At 70.9% G+C, this 20,077-nt stretch carries 15 protein-coding genes; 7 read left to right on the forward strand and 8 right to left on the reverse strand.

Going from position 1 to position 20,077, the window contains the following annotated elements; genetic code table 11:
* Nucleotides 1-77: 77 nt before the first annotated feature.
* Together ACFYOU_RS22450 and ACFYOU_RS22455 are read left to right on the forward strand one after the other, a co-directional pair.
* Entirely contained in the window at nt 78-992 is a 915-nt protein-coding gene (locus tag ACFYOU_RS22450; protein WP_391307922.1) for a LysR substrate-binding domain-containing protein, read from the forward strand.
* A gap of 147 nt (nt 993-1,139) precedes the next feature.
* Entirely contained in the window at nt 1,140-2,519 is a 1,380-nt protein-coding gene (locus ACFYOU_RS22455; protein ID WP_391307924.1) for an FAD-binding protein, read from the forward strand.
* Between the two features lie 72 nt (nt 2,520-2,591).
* On the opposite strand, the gene ACFYOU_RS22460 is transcribed toward ACFYOU_RS22455, so the two are convergent.
* From ACFYOU_RS22460 to ACFYOU_RS22475, 4 genes are all read right to left on the reverse strand, one after another.
* Complete coding sequence (locus tag ACFYOU_RS22460; protein WP_391307925.1) at nt 2,592-3,191, reverse strand: N-acetylmuramoyl-L-alanine amidase; 600 nt, start codon at nt 3,189-3,191, stop codon at nt 2,592-2,594.
* Between the two features lie 182 nt (nt 3,192-3,373).
* Entirely contained in the window at nt 3,374-4,405 is a 1,032-nt protein-coding gene (locus ACFYOU_RS22465; protein WP_389768823.1) for an acetamidase/formamidase family protein, read from the reverse strand.
* A gap of 216 nt (nt 4,406-4,621) precedes the next feature.
* Complete coding sequence (locus ACFYOU_RS22470) at nt 4,622-5,908, reverse strand: SWF or SNF family helicase (RefSeq protein WP_391307928.1); 1,287 nt, start codon at nt 5,906-5,908, stop codon at nt 4,622-4,624.
* Between the two features lie 68 nt (nt 5,909-5,976).
* Nucleotides 5,977-8,838: an SNF2-related protein gene (locus ACFYOU_RS22475; protein ID WP_391308037.1), complete on the reverse strand. Its 2,862-nt coding sequence runs from the start codon at nt 8,836-8,838 to the stop codon at nt 5,977-5,979.
* 236 nt (nt 8,839-9,074) lie between these two features.
* On the opposite strand from ACFYOU_RS22475, the gene ACFYOU_RS22480 reads away from it, so the two are divergent.
* Nucleotides 9,075-10,130, forward strand: coding sequence for a fatty acid desaturase (locus ACFYOU_RS22480; protein ID WP_391307929.1), 1,056 nt, complete (start codon nt 9,075-9,077; stop codon nt 10,128-10,130).
* Nucleotides 10,131-10,239: 109 nt separating this feature from the next.
* The gene (locus tag ACFYOU_RS22485) at nt 10,240-10,422 is read left to right on the forward strand and encodes a hypothetical protein (protein ID WP_385493734.1); all 183 of its coding nucleotides are present in this window, start codon (nt 10,240-10,242) and stop codon (nt 10,420-10,422) included.
* A 208-nt stretch (nt 10,423-10,630) separates the two neighbouring features.
* Here ACFYOU_RS22485 and ACFYOU_RS22490 read toward each other — a convergent pair whose 3' ends face one another.
* Entirely contained in the window at nt 10,631-11,059 is a 429-nt protein-coding gene (locus ACFYOU_RS22490) for a TIGR03618 family F420-dependent PPOX class oxidoreductase (RefSeq protein WP_391307931.1), read from the reverse strand.
* Between the two features lie 109 nt (nt 11,060-11,168).
* On the opposite strand from ACFYOU_RS22490, the gene ACFYOU_RS22495 reads away from it, so the two are divergent.
* On the forward strand, nt 11,169-11,582 hold the full coding sequence (locus tag ACFYOU_RS22495) for a roadblock/LC7 domain-containing protein (protein ID WP_385493886.1): 414 nt from the start codon (nt 11,169-11,171) through the stop codon (nt 11,580-11,582).
* A 141-nt stretch (nt 11,583-11,723) separates the two neighbouring features.
* Nucleotides 11,724-12,764 carry a DUF6397 family protein gene (locus ACFYOU_RS22500; protein ID WP_391307933.1) on the forward strand — a complete coding sequence of 347 codons (1,041 nt, stop codon included), beginning with the start codon at nt 11,724-11,726 and terminating at the stop codon, nt 12,762-12,764.
* On the opposite strand, the gene ACFYOU_RS22505 is transcribed toward ACFYOU_RS22500, so the two are convergent.
* The gene (locus ACFYOU_RS22505) at nt 12,742-15,255 is read right to left on the reverse strand and encodes a DUF3516 domain-containing protein (RefSeq protein WP_391307935.1); all 2,514 of its coding nucleotides are present in this window, start codon (nt 15,253-15,255) and stop codon (nt 12,742-12,744) included. The two genes, ACFYOU_RS22500 and ACFYOU_RS22505, sit on opposite strands and share 23 nt — an antisense overlap.
* Nucleotides 15,256-15,470: 215 nt before the next feature.
* Between ACFYOU_RS22505 and ACFYOU_RS22510 the strand changes: the two genes are divergently transcribed.
* Entirely contained in the window at nt 15,471-16,265 is a 795-nt protein-coding gene (locus tag ACFYOU_RS22510) for a metal-dependent hydrolase (protein ID WP_389768838.1), read from the forward strand.
* 78 nt (nt 16,266-16,343) lie between these two features.
* Here the strand turns inward: ACFYOU_RS22510 and ACFYOU_RS22515 are convergent, their stop codons facing one another.
* Nucleotides 16,344-18,134, reverse strand: a complete 1,791-nt coding sequence (locus ACFYOU_RS22515; protein ID WP_389768841.1) for an ABC transporter ATP-binding protein — start codon at nt 18,132-18,134, stop codon at nt 16,344-16,346.
* The gene (locus ACFYOU_RS22520) at nt 18,131-19,897 is read right to left on the reverse strand and encodes an ABC transporter transmembrane domain-containing protein (RefSeq protein ID WP_391307937.1); all 1,767 of its coding nucleotides are present in this window, start codon (nt 19,895-19,897) and stop codon (nt 18,131-18,133) included. Before ACFYOU_RS22520 ends, ACFYOU_RS22515 begins: the two co-directional genes overlap by 4 nt.
* Between the last annotated feature and the right edge of the window lie 180 nt (nt 19,898-20,077).

The raw sequence follows: 20,077 nt of genomic DNA on the forward strand, positions 1-20,077 counted from the left end.
CCACTCCTCCCGCCCCCTGACCCGTCCCGCCACCGGCGGTGACGGGACGGGACTGCGGTCGTACTAGCCTGTCCGTCATGGAGCTGCGGCAGTTGGAGTACTTCGTCGCGGTGGCGGAGGAAGCGAGTTTCACCAGGGCGGCCGCACGACTGTACGTGGCCCAGTCGGGGGTCAGCGCACAGGTACGGCGACTGGAACGGGAGCTGGGCCACGAACTCCTGGACCGCTCGGGGCGGACCGTGCGGCTGACCGAGGTGGGCGCGGCGGTCCTCGGCCACGCCCGTGCGGTGCTGGACGGGGTGGCCGCCGTGCGGCTCGTCTCCGACGAGTTCGCGGCGCTGGTGCGGGGACGCGTCTCGGTGGGAACGGTGCGCTCCTGCCCGGGGCTCGGCACGCCCGGCGTGCTGGCGGACTTCCACCAGGCCCATCCCGCCGTGGAGATCACCCTGGTGGAGGACGACTCCGACGCCCTGCTGGAGGGCCTCCACACCGGACGGCTCGACGTGGCGGTCGTGGCCCTGACCGCCACCACCCCGCCGGACGTGGAACTGGACGTCTTCGTGGACGAACCCCTCGTCGTCGCGGTCCGCCCCGACGATCCGTTGGCCGGCCGGCGCACGGTCGCGATCGACGCCCTGCGCGACCGGCCCCTGATCAGCCTGCCCCGGGGCACCGGCATCCGCACATGTCTGGACGAGGCGTGCGGCGCCGCGGGGTTCGAGCCCCGCATCGCCCTGGAGACGGGTGATCCCGGGGTGCTGGCCCAACTCGCCGCGCGTGGCCTCGGGCCCGCGGTCCTGCCCGCGTCCTTGGCCGCCGAACACGTCGGAGCACTCGAAGCGATCGGGTTCGCCCCCCCGGGACTGCGCGGCCGCATGGCGATCGCCTGGCGCACGGCCGGGCCGATCGGCCCCGCGGCCAAGGCCTTCCTCCGGCATGCCCGGCTGACCTGGGCGGACTCCACCCCCAGGAGCGGGTACGCCGCTGACTGACCGTCCCCGTTCGCCCAGCAGGATCGCTTCTGGGAGCGAGCAGGACCAGCTCTTGGACTTCTGATCACCTTCCCGCCGAGGATGGTCGAGGCAGCGGAGCCCGGGTCCAACGGCTCCCGAACGGTACGAGGACGAGGACAGTAGACGATGCCCACCGACAACATTCCGCACCCCTTCTCCGACTTGGCGGACGACGTCCGCGGCAATGTGCTCCTCCCCGGTGAGCACGGGTACGACGAGGAACTACGCGGATTCCAGGCCGGGTTCAGCCACCAACCCGCGGTCATCGTCTGCGCGCTCGGCGCCGACGACGTACGGGCTGCCGTCCGGTTCGCCGCCGTACGGGGGATGGCGGTGGCGGTGCAGTCGACCGGGCACGGACTTACGGTGGTCGACCGCGGCGGCCTGCTCCTGAAGACCGACCGGATGACGGAGGTCACCGTCGATCCGGAGACCCGGCGCGCACGGATCGACGCCGGAGCGCGCTGGCACCACGTCGTCGAACGGGCCGAACCGTACGGACTGGCCCCGCCCAGCGGCTCAGCCGGACACGTCGGTGTGGTGGGTTACACCCTCGCCGGAGGCATGGGCCTACTGGCCCGTGAGTTCGGCTACGCGGCCGACCACGTGCGCGCACTCGACGTCGTCACCGCCGACGGCGAACTGCGCGAGGTCACGGCCGCCAGCGAGCCCGACCTGTTCTGGGCGCTCCGCGGCGGGCGCGACAACTTCGGCATCGTCACCAGCCTGGAGATCGACCTCCAATCGGTCTCCCGCGTCTACGGTGGTGGGCTGTTCTTCGACTCCGAGCACGCCGCGGCGGTGATGTCCTTCTTCCGTGAGTGGACGTCCCGAGTGCCGGACAGCATGACCGCTTCCCTGGGCATGATCGGCTACCCGCCGATGCCCTCCCTTCCCGAGGTCCTGCGCGGTCGGCACGTGGTGCACGTACGGTTCACCACGACCGACCTGACCGGCGGTCCGGATCTGGTGCGCCCCTGGTTGGACGTCGCTCCCGTGCTCCTCGAACACCTCGGTGAGCTGCCCTACCGGGAGACGGGTTCCATCTACCGGGAACCGGACTTCAGCCACCCCTACGACGGCAACAGCGTGCTGCTGAGCGAGCTGGACCCGGCCGTCCTCGAAGCGGTCCGTCAACTGGCGGGTGCGGACGCCCCCGTGGGGTGCATCGTGGACCTCCGTCACCTGGGCGGAGCCCTGTCGCGCCCACCCGAGACGCCGAGCGCCCTGAGCTTCCGGGACGCCGCGTACGTCCTGCGGATCCTGTCCGTACCCGACGGGCAGAACCTCGCGGACGTACGTGCCGTGCACCGACGCCTCGACGACGCGGTCCGGCCCTGGACCGTGGGCCGCTCGCTCAACTTCGTCTACGGAGAGCGGGCCGCGGACGAGTTCCGGTCCGAGTTCTACGAGAAGCCGGTTCTCGACCGTCTCGCCGCGCTCAAGGCCGTCTACGACCCCGCCAATGTCTTCCGCCGCAACCAGAACATCGAGCCGGCGGTGTGACCCGCCGGTCCGTTCGACGGGCCTCCCGCTGGATCGAGCCGGTTCCGTCACCGGTGGGCGGCTCGACGCGGATCAGACCGACTGCACCAGTCGGATGTACCGTGACCAGTCCCAGAGCGGCCCCGGGTCGGTGTGGTCTGCTCCCGGCACCTCGTTGTGGCCGATGATGTGCCGTCTGTCCCGCGGGATGCCGTACTTCGCGCAGAGGGTTGCGGTCAGCACGGCCGAACTCTGGTAGAGGGTGTCGGTGAAGTACTCGGGCCGGTCGACCCAGCCCTCGTGCTCGATTCCGATGCTCCGTGTGTTGTACGTCCAGTTCCCCGCGTGCCAGCCGATGTCGCGTTCGCGGACGCACTGGGCGACGTGCCCGTCCTCGGAGCGCACCACGTAGTGGGCGGACACCTTCTTCGAAGGGTTCTGGAAGATCGCCAGCGTGTCCAGCCAGGTCTCCTGGGTCACATGGACGACGACCCGATCGATGGCGTGGCTGCTCGGGCGGTTCGACGCGGTGTAGTTGGACGTGCTCGCGGGCGCGGGCTGCGCGGTCGGGTAGTCGACTGCCTGGGGGCGCGCGAAGGCACGGGACGAGGGGAGCAGGGTCGTGGGGATCGCCGCGAGGGCGGCTCGGTTCAGTAGGCGGCGTCGGCTCGGCTCACCCGGGGGCCGTTGCATGACTCTCCTGTCTCTGCGGTTGCGGTGAGCATGGATGGGGAGCGGGGACGGTCGGTGCGTGGGCGACGCCCACGGTGTGATCACCCTGGTGGCAGCGGTCGAGCCCCTACCCGTGCGTCAACCCCGTACGTGGCGACGGGAGTGCGGTGCGCGGCGGGGCCACCGAGCCGGATGCCTTCGGGTCAGTGGGCCGAACGGTCGGAGCGGGGGAGGGTGGCGGCTATCTCCCGCAGTCTGGTGTGCAGACCCCGGTGAGTCTCCCGCACCGGCAGCCACTCCTTGCGGATCTTCGCGACACAGGTGTAGTTGGTGTCGCAGACGTTCGCCACGGGCGACTCGACCGTCTGGGTGAGGAACTGGTAGGCGTCGAGTTCACTGAATCCGTAGTCCCGCACCAGCCACTGCACCAGGTCGAGTTGGGAGATGCGGAAGGCGTCCTCCAACGGGCGGGCCGAGCCGGTGGAGATCAGGTGGGAATCCGATTCGAGCCGCGGCCAGGGAGTGGACACCCCCTTGAGCAGTTCCACGATGACCACCGTGTTCATGGCGCACTCGACGGCGACCCCGCAGGTCTCGCCCTCCCCTTGTCGGGCGTGACCGTCGCCGAGGCTCAGCAGCGCACCTTCGACGTTGACCCCGAGGTAGCAGGTGACGCCCGCGCGCATCTCCGGGGTGTCCATGTTCCCGCCGTGCGCGCCCGGAGCCAGGGCCGAGCGCACCTCCAGATGGGCGGGTGCGACCCCGACGGTGCCGTGCATGGGTTCCATCGGCAGGGCGATCGCGATGTCGCTGTCCTTGGCGCGGAACTGCGCGGTCCGCCGGGCCCGGTCGAGCTCCCAGATCCAGACGGTCTCCGGCAACGGCGCCTGCAACGAGGCCGTCGAGGACGTGGAGGTGAGCGCTCCGAACAGGGGCACCGTCGTCGATGCCGCCCAGTCCCGAGCGGGGTCGATCGACACGAAGTGCACCGCCACCGTGTCACCGGGCTCCGCACCCTCCACGTAGAAGGGCCCGGTCTGCGGATTGAGGTAGGGGAACTCGCACACCTGGGAGACGAGGTCCTTGTCCGACCGCACCCGGCCGCCGAAACAGTCCTCGGTGAAGAGGTCCAGCACCGTTCCGGGGGTGATGCGTGCGAACGGGGCGGCGCCACCGAACGTCCAGGCGTAGTCGCCCGGCTCGGGACGGACCGTGATCATCCGGGGGTCGCTCATCGCGGCGCTGCTCCTCTTGCTCTGCGAGGGCCACAGGGGTCGCCTCGTCTGCTGCAAAGGTACGACTCCCGAAGATCGGAGCGGAAGCCCCGACGAGACATCTGTGGGTGTTGATGAAAATGTGGATAACTCCGGCACTCTAAAGAGTGAATGAGGAGGCCGGCGCCTCGCGCCTCGCCCCGACACCACGGTGTCCAGGGGGCTCGGCGCGGGGCGTCACTCGGTGCCGAGCGCCGCCGCGAGGGCGGTCGCGGGGTCCTTCGCCGCGCTTCCGGCGGGCACCCAGTGACCGCCGTCCTCCCGGAACGGCCACCACCGGCCGTCTCCGTCGACCCGGAGTTGCGCACGTCCGTCCGCCGTGGTCCAGCGGCTGCCCTCGTTGCGCAGCGCGGGGCGCTCGTCCTCCTCCCACGCGGAGTCCACCGTCGCCCTCGCCCGAGCCCGTGCCTCGGGGGTGAGCGTGTGCTCCCGCTCCCAAGCGGTCACGGCCTCGACGCCTCCGTAGTGCCAGGCACGCACCGCCAGCGCCAGCTGTTCGTCGGTACGACCGGAAGCCGTCGCCAGGCGGCCCAGCGCCTCCCTGCCCGGCTCGCCCGCGGCCAGTCGCACGGCGTCCTGCTCCAGTGCCGTGGCGGGGACGGGCCGATCCGCGTGGTGCGGTGACAGCGCCTCAGCGAGCAGCCGGTGGGCCTCCTGGGCCGTCTGGAGCGCGAGGAACTCCAGGGCCTCCGGCCGGACGGCCGGCGCGGGGCTCGTCTCGACGTCCAGGGCGGGCGGCGATCCCGGGTTTGCGGGCAGGCCGGGCGGCTCGGGCAGCGGGGGCAGGACGAAGCCCGCCGCGAAGGCCTCGACGGCGTCCACGCCCACCGCGGCGCCCGCGTCTTCCCCCGGGTCCTCGGCCGCTGCGCGCAGGACGCTCCGCACCTGCAACTCGTCCAACACCCTGCGCTCCCCGCGTCCGCGCAGCAGCAACAGGACGAAGGGGTCCTCATCCAGGATCCGCCCCATCTGGTACGACAGCGCGGCCGTGTGCGCACACTGGTCCCACGCGCCGCAGTCGCACTCCGGCTCCAGATCGCCGATCCCCGGCAGGAGCTCCACCCCCGCCGTCGCCGCGTCCTCGACCAGGTGGGGCGGCATGTCACGGTCGAGCAGGGCGGCGATGTGCGCCGCGCGGTCCACCGTCATGTCCAGCAGCCGGTCCCACTCGTCGTCCCGGAGTTCCTGGATCAGCACGTCCGACCGGTGGGCGGTGCCGTCGCGATCCCGCACCACGCCGATGATCCTGCCCGGGCGCACCGTCACCGCGCCCACGGCACCTGCACGCGCGAGTGCCCGCCCGGCCTTCAACTGCCCCGGGTCCAGTGCGGTGTCCTCCAGCGCCCGGAGCCACGCCTGGCCCCACCAGGTCAGGGCGAAACCCCTGCCCCGGGTGGGGGGCAGCGTGGCGAACGTCCGCTCCTCCCCGTCCGCCGGGGAGACCCCGTCCTCGTTCGTACGCATACCGTCCGCCTCCGCGTCCTCGTGGTGACTGCTTCTCCCGTACGCTCCGTCGAACCCCCCGGCGGAACTCACTGCGGACCTCCCCGCAAGGTCACCAGATCCGCCAGCGCGGCGTCGGAGAGTTCGGTCAGCGACGATTCGCCGCCGCTGAGGACCGATTCCGCCAACTCGTGCTTGCGCACCAGCATCCGCGCGATCCGGTCCTCGATCGTGCCCTCGGCGATCAGCCGGTGCACCTGCACGGGCCGGGTCTGCCCGATGCGGTACGCACGGTCCGTGGCCTGCGCCTCCACGGCGGGGTTCCACCACCGGTCGTAGTGCACGACGTGCTCCGCGCGCGTGAGGTTGAGGCCGGTACCGGCGGCCTTCAAGGACAGCAGGAACACCGGCACCGCGCCCTCCTGGAAGCGGGCGACCATGGCCTCGCGCTCCGCCACCGGGGTGCCCCCGTGCAGGAACTGGGTGGCCACCCCGCGCCCCGCGAGATGCCGCTCCAGGAGCCGCGCCATCTGCACGTACTGGGTGAACACCAGAACGCCCGCACCCTCCGCCAGGATCGAGGAGAGCAGTTCGTCCAGCAGCTCCAGCTTGCCGGAGCGCCCCTCGATGCGGGGCTCGTCCTCCTTGAGGAACTGGGCGGGGTGGTTGCAGATCTGCTTCAGCCCGGTCAGCAGCTTCACGATCATTCCCCGGCGGGCCATGCCCTCGGCACTGGCGATCTCCGCGAGAGCCTCGCGCACCACCGCCTCGTACAGTCCCGTTTGTTCCGGGGTCAGGGACACCGCACGGTCGGTCTCCGTCTTCGGCGGCAGCTCCGGGGCGATGCCGGGGTCGGACTTGCGCCGGCGCAGCAGGAAGGGCCGCACCAGCGCCCCGAGCCGTTCGGCCGCCTGCGGGTCGGCACCGGACTCCACCGCGCGGGCGTAGCGGCTGCGGAACGTGGCCAGCCGACCGAGCAGACCGGGAGTCGTCCAGTCGAGGATCGCCCACAGTTCGGAGAGGTTGTTCTCGACCGGGGTGCCGGTGAGGGCCACCCGTGCGCCCGCGCCGATGGTGCGCAGTTCCCTGGCGGTCGTCGAGTACGGGTTCTTCACGTGTTGTGCCTCGTCGGCGACGAGCAGTCCCCAGGACACGCTGCCGAGCCGCGCCGCGTCGAGGCGCATGGTGCCGTACGTGGTGAGGACGAACTCGCCGTTCGCGAGCGACTCCAACGAGCGCTGGGCGCCGTGGTACCTGCGCACCGGGACGCCGGGCGCGAACTTCTCGATCTCACGCTGCCAGTTGCCCATCAGGGACGTCGGGCAGACCACGAGCGTGGGGCCCGCGGACTCCGCTTCCCGCTGGCGGTGCAGGTGCAGCGCGATCACGGTGATCGTCTTGCCCAGCCCCATGTCGTCGGCGAGGCAGGCCCCCAACCCCAGCGAGGTCATGTGGGCCAGCCAGGTGAGCCCCCGCAGCTGGTAGTCGCGCAAGCGGGCCGCGAGCGCCTCGGGCGGGTCCACAGGGGGCATCCCCTCCGGATCGGACAGCCGTTCACGCAGCCCCTTCAGCCAACCCGTGGCCTCCACCCGCACGGTCTGCCCGTCGACCTCCGCGGCGCCCGTCAGAACGGCGCTGAGCGCGTTCACCGGGGACACCTCGTGGTCCTGCCGGGCCCGCGCACGTCCCGCCTCGACGGGGTCGACGAGGACCCACTGGTCACGAAGCCGCACCATCGGGCGCTTCGCCTCGGCGAGTTGGTCCAGTTCCGCTCTGCTCAGCGGACGCTCGCCCAGGGCGAAGCGCCAGTCGAACGCGAGCAGGGCATCGGCGGACAGGAAGGACGGGGCGCCGGACTCGCCGCGGCTCCGGCCCGTGGCGTCCACCGGCGGGCCGATCACGGCACGCGTGGTGAGTCGGTGCGCCAACTCCCGCGGCCAGTGCACCTCCACCCCCACGAGGGCGAGGTCACGCGCCCCGGTGCCGAGCAGGTCGATGACCTCCTCGTCCATGAGGTCGACGGCGTCCGGCACGCTGGCCGACAGCAGCGGGGCGAGAGGCGTCCAGGCACGCGTGGCCCGGCGCAGTGCCAGCAGCACGTCCATCCGGGCCTGGGGGCCGAGGACCGCGGATCCACCGGCGGCCGACCAGATGTCGGCCGCGTCCACGATCACGGTGGGATCGCCGGCGCTGTGGGCCTGGAGCACGGCACGGAACGCGATGGGAGCCGTGTCGGGATCGGTCGGCGTCAGCCCGGGAACCTCCACCCTCAGGGAGATGCGCACCCCCGCGTCATGTGCTGCCGCCACGTCCGCGGCCCAGCTCCGGAGCTCGGGCAACCGACGTCGTTCGGGAGCCGCGAAGGGTGCCGAACCGGCGGCGGACACGGCAGCGGGGGAGCGGGGCAGCGCGTCGGCCACCGCACCGAGGAAGGCCCACAGGTGCTCCTCGGGCTCGGGCAGGTGCAGTGCCTCGCCCGCGTACACCGGCAGGGCATGGGCGGCCGGTGGCATCGAGGCGGCCAACTCGCGCACCCGCTGGGCGTCCTGGGCGCCGAGCGGGCCGAACCGCCAGGTGTCGTGGTCGTCCGGGTCCAGGCCGGGCAGCAGGAGGCCCCGGGCCGCGAAGTGGAGGGCCAAGAGCGTCGCGCCGCCCCAGAAGGCCGTGGTGGGGTGTGCGCCGTCCAGGGCACGGGCGCGGGTGAGGAACGGCAGTGCCGCGGGGACGGTGAGCATGCGCGCGGGTACGTCGACCGCGAGGGCACCGCCCTCGTGGGGTACCACGACGGTCAGGTCCGCGGTCCGTCCCGGGAGTGTGTCCGGCAGCGGGTCCCCCGAGGGGCACCAGAAGGCGACCTGCTGCGCTCCGGGAAGGTCGGAGGGCACGAACACCGTGGTCAGGCCAGCGAGACCGGAGGTCACGTCCCCCGACGTCGAGGGGATGCTCTGCACCACCAAGGCACACTCCTCAAATTTGATTAGAAGGCAAGCGGCCTATTGTAGATCGTCGAACGTCATTCCGCTCGAATGTCAATAGTGGTATGCGTCACGTTGTGGGTGGGGTGTGGTCAACCCCCCTACGGCCGGAGGGAACTCCCCCGGAGGGGACGGGTGGTGGCCGCATGGTCACCCGGAGGGTCCGAACCGTACGTTTCACCAGGTCAACCCTTCGTAGACCGGAGAATCCCATGCCCGAGGCCGCTGTACCCGTCGTGGAACCGCAGGCGGGCGCACCCGACAGGACATCCGAACCCAGCGAGTTCACCCCCTTGCTCCGTGACGTCCGGGCCCAGGGGCTGCTCGACCGCCGCGCGGGGTGGTACACGGTGGTCATCGCGGTCAACGCGCTCCTGTTCGGTGCCGTCGTCACCGGGGTGATCGTCACGGGGGACTCCTGGTGGAGCCTCGCGTTCGCGCCCGCACTGGCGCTCGTGTCGGCCCGCACGGCCTTCATCGGCCACGATGCCGGCCATGCCCAGATATCCTCCGACAAGCGCATCGGTCGGGCCGTGGGCCTCGTCCACGGCAACCTCATGTTGGGCATGAGCTACGCGTGGTGGAACGACAAGCACAACCGGCACCACGCCAACCCGAACCACATCGACAAGGACCCCGACGTGGTCGCGGACGTCCTGGTCTTCACCAGTCACCAAGCGAGGCTGCGCGTGGGGTTCCGGCGTTGGCTCACCCGCCACCAGGCGTGGCTCTTCTTTCCGCTGACCCTCCTCGAAGGGCTGGCCCTCAAGGTGTCCGGCTTCCGGGACCTGCGGCGGCAGAACGCCGGGGAACGTCGGGTCGAGGGGGCGCTGCTCGTCGGGCACGTCGCCGGCTACGCGGCGCTCTTGTTCGGCGCCATGCCGCCGGGCAGGGCCCTGGCCTTCGCCGCCGTCCACCAGGCGTTGTTCGGCCTGCACCTGGGCATGGCGTTCGCCCCCAACCACAAGGGCATGGAGATGCCCGACCCCGAGGGCGAGCGCTGGGGCCACCTGCGCCGACAGGTGCTGACCTCCCGCAACGTCCGGGGCGGCCGGCTCACCGACTGGTTCCTCGGCGGACTGAACTACCAGATCGAGCACCACCTCTTCCCCAGCATGCCGCGCCCGCACCTGAAGTTCGCCCAGCCCCTGGTCAGGGAGCACTGCCGGCGGGTGGGCATCCCCTACGCGGAGACCGGGCTCATCGCGTCGTACCGCCAGGCCCTGCGCCACATGCACGACGTGGGCGAGCCCCTCAGGGTGGGATGAGGGGTGGGCCTCAGGGGCGGCTCAGGGTCGGGGGACGGAACTGCGCGGGCGATCAGGTCGTTCTGTTCTGTGGGAATCGACAGGCGCTGTGAAGAAGGAGGCGACACGGATGTCGAAGCGAGCGAAGATCGCAGCCGGTGGTGTGGCGGTCGGACTCATCCTGTGGATCTGGCTGCCGTTCTGGGCGGTCCTCCTGATCGTCCTGGGAGTGCCCGCCGCCGCGTACCTGGCGCTGGATCCCTCCCAGCGCCGCAGGCTGCGACGGGTGAGCCGCAAGGAGTTGGGGCGCTGAGCCGCCGAGCGGGACCGCGACGTCCGGCCCCGCGCCCCGGGGCCGTGGCGCGTTCGGGAACCTCGCCCGGTCATGGCCGGCGGAGCGGTCGCCCGCCCGGGGTGGCCAGACGCCGGGCGTCAGCCCGGTCTCCCGGCCGGGACCTGCGGCGCTGCCGGACCCGAGCGGCTGACGGGGCGCACACCGCCTGGCGTGCGCCCCGGATCAGTCAGTCCGCCACGCCCTCGTAGCCGATCACCTTCTCGATGTGCAAGCGGACCAGGAGTTCCCCGGGCACGCCGTTGCGGGCGGCGAACTCCTCGGCACGGTCCGCGCCCATGTAGCGGCCGCCGATGCGCCCGGCCCAGAGGCGCAGCTCGTCGAGGTCCTCCGACAGGCTGACGCGGCCCTGGACGATGACGAAGGCGAACGGAGGCCGGTCGTCGTCCACACACAGCGCGACACGCTTCTCGTTGGCCAGGTTTCGCCCCTTGACAGTCTCCTTCCCCGTGTTGAAGACCAGTTCGTCGCCGTCCAGGACGAACCAGATCGGTGCGATGTGCGGGCTTCCGTCAGCCCGAACCGTTGAAAGCTTCCCGGTGCGCGTGCCCTGCGAAACGAAGGCCCTCCACCGCTCGTCGGTCATCTTCTGTGCCATGTGGCCATCCTGCTTGCCCAGGGGCCAAGGGTGGGGAAGGCTTGCGGAAAGGAGTCTCCGGTCGGCGGGTGGGAAGGCCGGGAGCATGGGGAGCGGGGAGAGCGCGACGATGGGCCAGAAGACGGGACTGAGTTGGCTGCTGGACGACCTGATCGACCGGGTCGAACACGTCAGGCACGTGCTGGTCCTCTCCAGCGACGGGCTGGTCACCGGTGCCAGCACGGCACTGCCTCGTGAGGACGCCGAACACCTCGCCGCGGTGGCGTCCGGTCTGCACAGCCTCGCCAAGGGATCGGGCCGGCACTTCGGGGCCGGTAGGGTGCGCCAGACGATGATCGAGTTCGACGGAGCGGTGATGTTCGTGACGGCCGCGGGGGAAGGCAGCTGCCTCTGCGTCCTGAGCACGGCCGAGGTCGACATCGGTCAGGTCGCGTATGAAATGACGCTGCTCGTGAACCGCGTCGGGGAGCACCTCGGGGTGGGGGCCCGGTATCCGGAGCGCACGTCCATAGTCGACAGATGAGCGCACAGCTTCGCGCGAACCCCCTCTGACCTGCGAAGAGTCAACATCCCGGGAAGTTATCCACAGGCCCGGCGGGATGAGGGCGATTCGCGCTACGGTTTCTCCCGAGAGACCAGCGTCACATCACGGGGGAAGTGCCACATGAAGCAGAACGTCATGACGCCCATCGCCGACCGACCGTTCGGACGTGTTCTACTCGGCCTGCCGGCACCAGCAGCCGTGCCCCGGACCGAGAAGCAGGCTCCTCCCACGCTCGCACCGACGCACGCAGCCAGGGAACTCGTCCTCCTGCGTGCCGAATTCGAACTCGCGGTGCGGCTCGGCCGGATCCACACGGTGCGCGGGAACGGTCCCGGAGAACGACGGGTCACCCGCGCGGAGATCGACCGGATCCGCACCCGACCGGGCTTTCCCGCGGCCCTGCGCGCACAGGTCAAGACCGTCGGCACGGCCGAGGCCGCGGCCCTCCTCGACATCACCACCGCCCGCTTCACCAGGCTCGCACGGCTGGGCAGGCTCACCCCCGTACTCCACTACCGCAACCGCTACCGGGTGGTCGTCTGGCGCTACCTCGCCGAGGAAGTGGCAGGGTTCGCGGCCCACCCCGAGCACCGTGCCCTCCTCACCGGTCGGACGCCCGCCCCGCTCAGGCAACAGCTCGACGCAGGACTGGACTCCCGGGCCCGCAACTGGCGAGCCCGGTGCCACGAAAGCCTCCTGGGACTCGCGGACGGCCCCTGGGAGAGCGCGGCGGTGAGCGCCGCCTTCCTGAACGACGAACAGCTCGCGGACACGGTCCCCGACCCCGACGAGCGAGCACGCATCCACGACCTGCGGCCCGGGCGCCCCGCCACCACGACGGGGAACCGGTACGCGGCCTCCCGTTCCCCCGACCTCATGACCGCCGAGACCGAGGAGGAGATCCGCGGGTACCAAGCCCACCTGCGCCTCTGCCTCCGAGACGCCCGCGAGCGGAACCCCGGCTGCCCGGACGCAGACCCACCCGTGACACAGGGGCCGAGGCCGTGTCGAACGCCTCGGGCCACGACCGTCGTCGGCACCTCATCGACCGGCTGCGGTGCCGGATCGGAACCGCAGCGGCCCACCTCTTCGTCGCTCGGCCGTCAGAAGGGAAGGACCCGCCGTGCCCTCGGGCCACTCACCACTGTCCGACATCCGTGACCCGGACCACGGCCCTGCCCTCGGAGTCGGAGGCGGCCAGGTCGACCTCAGCGCTGATGCCCCAGTCGTGATCGCCGTTGGGGTCGGCGAAGGCCTGCCGGACCCGCCACAGCCCGTGCGGGACGTCCTCCTCGATCGACAACAGCTTCGGCCCGCGCGCATCGGGGCCGGTACCCAGATCGTCGTACTCGTCCCAGTAGCGGTCCATCGCCTCGCCCCAGGCATCCGCGTCCCAGCCCGAGTCCGCATCCAGCGCACCCAACTCGTCCACGTGGTCGAGGGCCGCCAACTCCACGCGACGGAACAGCGCATTGCGCACCAGCACCCGGAACGCCCGCGCATTGGCCGTCACCGGCTTCACCTGATCGGCACGCTCCTGCGCCTCCTCCGCCGTCATCTCCTCCGGATTGGCCAACTGCTCCCACTCGTCGAGCAGACTGGAGTCCACCTGACGGACCAGTTCACCGAGCCAGGCGATGAGATCCTCAAGATCCTCCGACTTCAGGTCGTCGGGCACGGTGTGGTCGAGCGCCTTGTACGCACTCGCCAGATACCTGAGGACGATGCCCTCGGTACGCGCCAACTCGTACAGCGACACGAACTCCGTGAAGGTGAGGGCCCGCTCGTACATGTCACGGATTACCGACTTCGGCGACAGCGGGTGATCACCCACCCACGGGTGGCTGAGCCGATAGGTGTCGTATGCATGGAAGAGCAACTCGTCGAGCGGCTTGGGGTACGACACGTCGAGGAGCCGCTCCATGCGCTCCTCGTACTCGACGCCGTCCGCCTTCATCGCGGCGATCGCCTCACCGCGGGCCTTGTTCTGCTGCGCGGCGAGGATCTGCCGGGGGTCATCGAGGGTGGACTCGACCACGGAGACCATGTCGAGCGCATAGGACGGCGACTCCGGGTCGAGCAGCTCGAACGCGGCGAGGGCGAACGTGGACAAGGGCTGGTTGAGCGCGAAGTCCTGCTGGAGGTCGACGGTCAGCCGGACGATGCGACCCTCCGCATCCGGCTCGTCCAGTTTCTCCACGATGCCGCCGTCCAACAGCGACCGGTAGATCGCGATGGCGCGCCGAATGTGCCGCAGCTGCTGCTTGCGGGGCTCGTGGTTGTCCTCCAGCAGGTGTCGCATCGCGTCGAAGGCGTTGCCCGGCCGGGCGATCACGGACAGGAGCATGGTGTGCGTCACCCGGAAACGCGAGGTCAAGGGCTCGGGCTGCGCGGCGACCAACCGGTCGAAGGTCGCCTCCGTCCACGCCACGAACCCCTCCGGAGCCTTCTTGCGCACCACCTTGCGACGCTTCTTGGGATCGTCCCCCGCCTTCGCGAGCGCCTTCTCGTTCTCGATCACGTGCTCCGGGGCCTGGGCCACCACGAGTCCGGCCGTGTCGAAGCCCGCCCGCCCGGCGCGACCCGCGATCTGATGGAACTCACGTGCGCGCAGCGTCCGCACCCGGCTCCCGTCGTACTTGGTGAGAGCGGTGAACAGGACCGTGCGAATGGGCACGTTCACTCCGACGCCCAACGTGTCCGTACCGCAGATCACCTTCAACAGGCCCGCTTGGGCCAGCTTCTCCACCAGCCGCCGGTACTTGGGCAGCATCCCCGCGTGATGCACCCCGATGCCGTGCCGAACGTAGCGCGACAGGTTGCGGCCGAACTTCGTCGTGAACCGGAAGTTCCCGATGAGCTCGGCGATCCGGTCCTTCTCCTCACGCGAACACATGTTGATGCTCATGAGGGCCTGCGCCCGCTCCACCGCCTGTGCCTGGGTGAAGTGCACGATGTACACCGGCGCCTGTTTCGTCGCCAGCAACTCGGTCAAGGTGTCCGTGAGCGGGGTCAGACGGTACTCGTACGACAGCGGCACGGGGCGCGTCACGGACCGGACCACCGCCGTGGCACGACCCGTCCGGCGGGTCAGGTCCTCCTCGAACATCGACACGTCGCCGAGGGTCGCCGACATGAGAACGAACTGCGCCTGCGGCAGTTCCAGCAGGGGAATCTGCCACGCCCAGCCGCGATCGCCCTCGGCGTAGAAGTGGAACTCGTCCATGACCACCTGGCCGACGTCCGCGTTCCTGCCGTCGCGCAGCGCGATCGAGGCGAGCACCTCCGCCGTGCAGCAGATGATCGGAGCGTCGGAGTTGACCGAGGCGTCACCGGTCAGCATGCCGACGTTCTCGGTGCCGAAGATCTTGCACAGCTCGAAGAACTTCTCCGAAACGAGCGCCTTGATCGGCGCCGTGTAGAACGTGACCTCGTCGCGCGCCAGCGCCGCGAAGTGCGCGCCCGCCGCGATCATGCTCTTGCCCGACCCGGTCGGCGTCGACACGATCACGTTCGCCCCGGAGACGACCTCGATCAGGGCCTCCTCCTGATGCGGGTAGAGCGTGATCCCGCGCGTCGTTGCCCACGACTCGAATGCTTCGTAAAGGGCGTCGGGGTCGGCGGACTGCGGCAGCTGAGCGATGAGGGTCACACGCCTATCTTGCCTGGCTCCGACCCCGATCACGGAATCGCATGACCGTACGAAGATCGCTAACGCTACGCTGATGCGCGCCGACACGACGTCAGCGCCCGCGGACGGCCCCTCCCGCTCAGGAAGGGACCATCCGGATCCGGGACGACCCCCGGGCACGAGACCGCGGCACACCAGAACCACGAACAACAGGAACAAAGGGGCGGGGCACCACCATGATGGGACCGGCACACTCCCTGTCAGGAGCGGCAGCCTGGCTGGGGGTGGGAGCCGCGGCGGCAGCGGCAGGTCACACCATGCCCTGGCCGGTTCTGCTCACCGGCGCACTGATCTGCGCGGGCGCCGCGCTCGCCCCGGACCTCGACCACAAGGCCGCGACGATATCGCGAGCCTTCGGCCCGGTCTCCCGGGCCCTGTGCGAGATCGTCGACCGGCTCTCCTACGCCGTCTACAAGGGGACCCGGAAGCCAGGCGACCCCCGACGCTCCGGCGGGCACCGCACCCTGACCCACACCTGGCTCTGGGCCGTCCTGATCGGCGGAGGCGCCTCGGCGCTCGCGATCACGGGGGGACGGTGGGCGGTCCTCGCCCTGCTGTTCGTCCACCTGGTCCTCGCGATCGAGGGCCTGCTCTGGCGGGCCACCCGCGGCCAGGGCGCCGACGTCCTCGTATGGCTGCTCGCAGCAACGAGCTCCTGGATCCTCGCCGGCGTACTGGACCGCCCGGGCAACGGCGCGGACTGGCTGTTCACCGCCCCCGGTCAGGAGTACCTGTGGCTCGGGCTGCCGATCGTGCTCGGTGCCCTGGTCCACGACCTCGGCGACGCGCTCACCGTGTCCGGCTGCCCGGTCCTGTGGCCGCTCCCGATAGCCGGGAGGCGCTGGTACCCACTGGGCCCGCCGAGGTTCATGCGGTTCCGCGCGGGCAGCTGGGTCGAGGTGAAGGTGCTCATGCCCGCGTTCATGCTGCTCGGAGGCGTGGGCGGTGCCGTGGCGCTGAACGTCATCTGACAGCCGGTGCGCCGGCCCCCTCGAAGATCGGGAGGACCGGCGCACCGACGGACGGGCACCGCTCGGTGCCCCACACCGTCAGCCGTGCCAGGAACGCCACAGGGCCGCGTACGTGCCGCCCGCGGTGACCAGCTCGTCATGGCTGCCCAGCTCCGCGATCCGGCCCTGCTCCACCACGGCGATCACATCGGCGTCGTGCGCCGTGTGCAGCCGGTGGGCTATCGCCACGACGGTCCGGCCTTCCAGCACGTTGGCCAGCGACCGCTCCACCTCACGTGCGGACCGCGGGTCGATCAGCGAGGTCGCCTCGTCCAGCACCAGGGTGTGAGGGTCCGCCAGCACCAGTCGGGCCAGTGCGACCTGCTGGGCCTGCGCCGGAGTCAGCGCCACGCCCCCCGAGCCCACCTCGGTGTCCAACCCGTCCGCCAGTGATGTGGCCCAGGCGTCCGCGTCCACGGCTTCCAAGGCCGCCCACAACGCGTCGTCCTGCGCACCGGTACGCGCCAGCCGCAGGTTGTCGCGGAGCGTTCCCACGAAGACGTGGTGCTCCTGATTCACGAGGGCCACATGGGAACGCACCCGCTCCGCGGGCATCCGGGACAACTCGGCCCCGCCGAGGGTGATCGCACCCGAGCCCGGCGCGTAGATGCCGGCCAGCAACCGACCCAGGGTGGACTTGCCCGCCCCCGACGGTCCGACGAGGGCCACCCGGGTACCGGGCTCGACCTTGATCGACACGTCACGGAGCACGTCGACCCCCTCGCGGTACCCGAACCGGACGTGGTCGGCGTGGACCGTACGGCCCCCGGGAACCACCGAGGCGTCGCCCGCGTCGGGCTCGATGTCCCGCACGCCCACCAACCGGGCCAACGACACCTGGGCCACCTGGAGCTCGTTGTACCAGCGCAGGATCAGCGCGACGGGGTCCACCATCATCTGGGCGAGGAGCGCACTGGTCGTGAGCTGCCCGACCGTGATCCAACCGTTGAGGACGAACACACCGCCCACCATCAGCACGGAGCACAGCACGGTGATGTGCGTCAGGCTGATGACCGGGAACAGGATCGAGCGCAGCCACAGCGTGTAGCGCTCCCACGCGGTCCACTCGGCGACCCGGCGGTCGGACAGCTCCACCCGCCGTCCGCCCAGACGGTGCGCCTCCACGGTGCGCCCCGCGTCGACGGTCTCGGCGAGTGCGCCGGCGACGGCCGCGAGGCCGGCGGCCTCCGAGCGGTACGCCTGCGGGGCCCGCTTGAAGTACCACCGGGCCCCCACGACCAACAGGGGCACCGCGAGGAGGACCGCCGGAGCCAGCGGGGGAGCGGTGACGGCCAACCCACCGAGCAGCAGTGCCACCCAGACCGCACCGATCGCGAGCTGGGGAACCGCTTCACGCATCGCGCTGGAAAGACGGTCGATGTCGGTGGTGATGCGTGACAGCAGATCACCCGTCCCCGCCCGCTCCAGCACCCCGGGCGGCAGCCGCACGGCCCGGACGAGGAAGTCCTCCCTGAGGTCCGCGAGCATCCGCTCGCCGAGGACCGCACCGCGCAGCCGGACCTGTTGGATGAAGAGCGCCTGGACGAGGAGCGCGAGGGCGAAGAACCCCACCGTCGGGCCGACCCGCAACTCCTGCAACGTGGCGCCGCCCTCGGAGAGCTGTTCGACCAGCGAACCGAGCAGATAGGGCCCGACCATCGAGGCGATCACGGCTATGGAGTTCACCGTGACCAGGACCAGGAACGCCACCCGGTGCCGGCGCGCCAACTCGCCGACGTAGGCACGTACGGTGCTGGGCCCACCGACCGGCAAGGTGCTCGCCGTCGTCGGAGCAGCAGGGTCATGGGTGGGGGGCGCGACGCCGATCATGCCTTCTCCTCCATCTCGCGGGTGACCACGGCCCGGTACCGGGGCTCCCCGTCCAACAGCTCCCGGTGCGTGCCGACGGCCGCCACCGCACCCTCGTGCACCAGGGCCACCCGGTCGGCCCGGTCGAGCAGCAGCGGTGAGGAGGTGAACACCACCGTGGTGCGCCCCTCCCGCACCGCGCGGACACCCGCGGCGACCCGGGCCTCGGTGTGGGAGTCCACGGCCGAGGTCGGTTCGTCCAGTACGAGCACCTCCGGGTCGGTGAGCAGCGAGCGCGCCAGCGCCAGCCGCTGGCGCTGCCCGCCCGAGAGGGAACGGCCGCGCTCGGTGATCCGCACGTCGAACGGGTCCGCCGTCTCGCCCGAGCTCTGGGACAGTGCGGCCATGACGTCCGCGCACTGGGCGGCCTCCAACGCCCGCTCGGCCGAGACCTTCCCCGACGCGGGGACGTCCATCAGGTCACGCAGGGTGCCGGAGAGCAGCACGGGCTCCTTGTCCTGCACCAGGACGGCCGTACGGGCCGCGCCGAGCGACAGGTCGTCCAGCGCCGTTCCGCCCAGGAGCACGGACGGGCCCGGGTCGTCGTCCGTGGCCACATGCCCCCCGAGGCGCTCGGCGAGTTCGCCCGCGACGTCCGGGTCCCCGCACACCACGGCGGTGAGCCGTCCGGACGGGGCCAGGAGCCCGGTGGTCGGGTCGTACAGGTCGCCGGCCGGGGTGTCCGGACCGTCCCCGTCGGACCGCGGGTCACGGCCCGGTGCCTCCACGGCCCGCTCGAACGAGAGGACCCGTGCGGCGCGGACCGCCGCGGGCCGGGAGAAGGAGTACGCCATCGCGAACTCCTCGAAGTGGCGCAGGGGAAGGTTCAACAGCGTCACTGCGCTGTACACCGTCACCAGGGCGCCCACGGAGATGCTTCCGTCCTGGACGAGCAGCACCCCGCGCCACACCACGGCGACGAGGAGGACGCCCGGCAGGAAGACCTGGATCGCGGAGATCAGCGACCAGGTGCGGGCCGTGCGGACGGCGGCCCCACGCACCGCCTGGGAGGCCGAGCGGTAGCGACTGAGGAACAGTTCCTCGCCGCCGATGCCGCGCAGGACCCGCAGGCCGGCCACCGTGTCGGAGGCCAACTCGGTGGCGTACCCGGCCTTGTCGCGCTGCGCATCGGCGTGACGGGCGGCGACGGGCAGCAGCGGGAGGACGCCCAGCACCAGGACGGGGGCGCCCACCGCCACGATGACACCGAGCTCGGGTACGTAGACGACGAGGCCGACGCAGATGACGAGGACCGTCACGACTGCGGCGACGAAGCGGGAGAGGACGTCGACGAACCAGCCGATCTTCTCGACGTCCGAGGTGGAGACGGCGACGACCTCGCCGGCGGCCACGCGCCGTGTCAGCGCGGCCCCGAGCAGGGCGGTCTTGCGGGCCAACAACTGCTGGACCCGGGCCGCAGCGGTGATCCAGTTACTCATGGCGACGCGGTGCAACATGGTGTCGCCGAGGGCGATGCTCAGCCCGAGCAGGGCGAGCGCCCCACCCGCGAGGGCCAGTTGGGTCCCCGAACGGTCGACGACTGCTTCGACGGCGAAACCAACGGCGAACGGTAAGCCGGCCACGGCCATCAGGTGGATCAACCCCCACATGAGGGCTTTGAGTTGGCCGCCTAACTGGTTCCGCCCGAGCCAGAACAGGAACCGGGGGCCTGATCGCACGTCGGGCACACCGGGATCGGCGTACGGGAGGTCTTGGATGTGCATGGTGTCCCAGGACTCGGATGTGGACAGAGGGTAGGTGGAGGGTGAAGAGGAAGTCGCCCGAGTTGGACGACGGACCTGAGCGTGTGCTGTCAGAACCGCGCGCGCGGTTTGGGAGCAGCCAACCGTGAAAGCCTCGCCCTCCTCTCCTCGGTCAAGCAAACGAATTGCCCGGGTCCGGCG

It is taken from the genome of Streptomyces sp. NPDC005955, assembly GCF_042871255.1.
GTDB lineage: Bacteria > Actinomycetota > Actinomycetes > Streptomycetales > Streptomycetaceae > Streptomyces.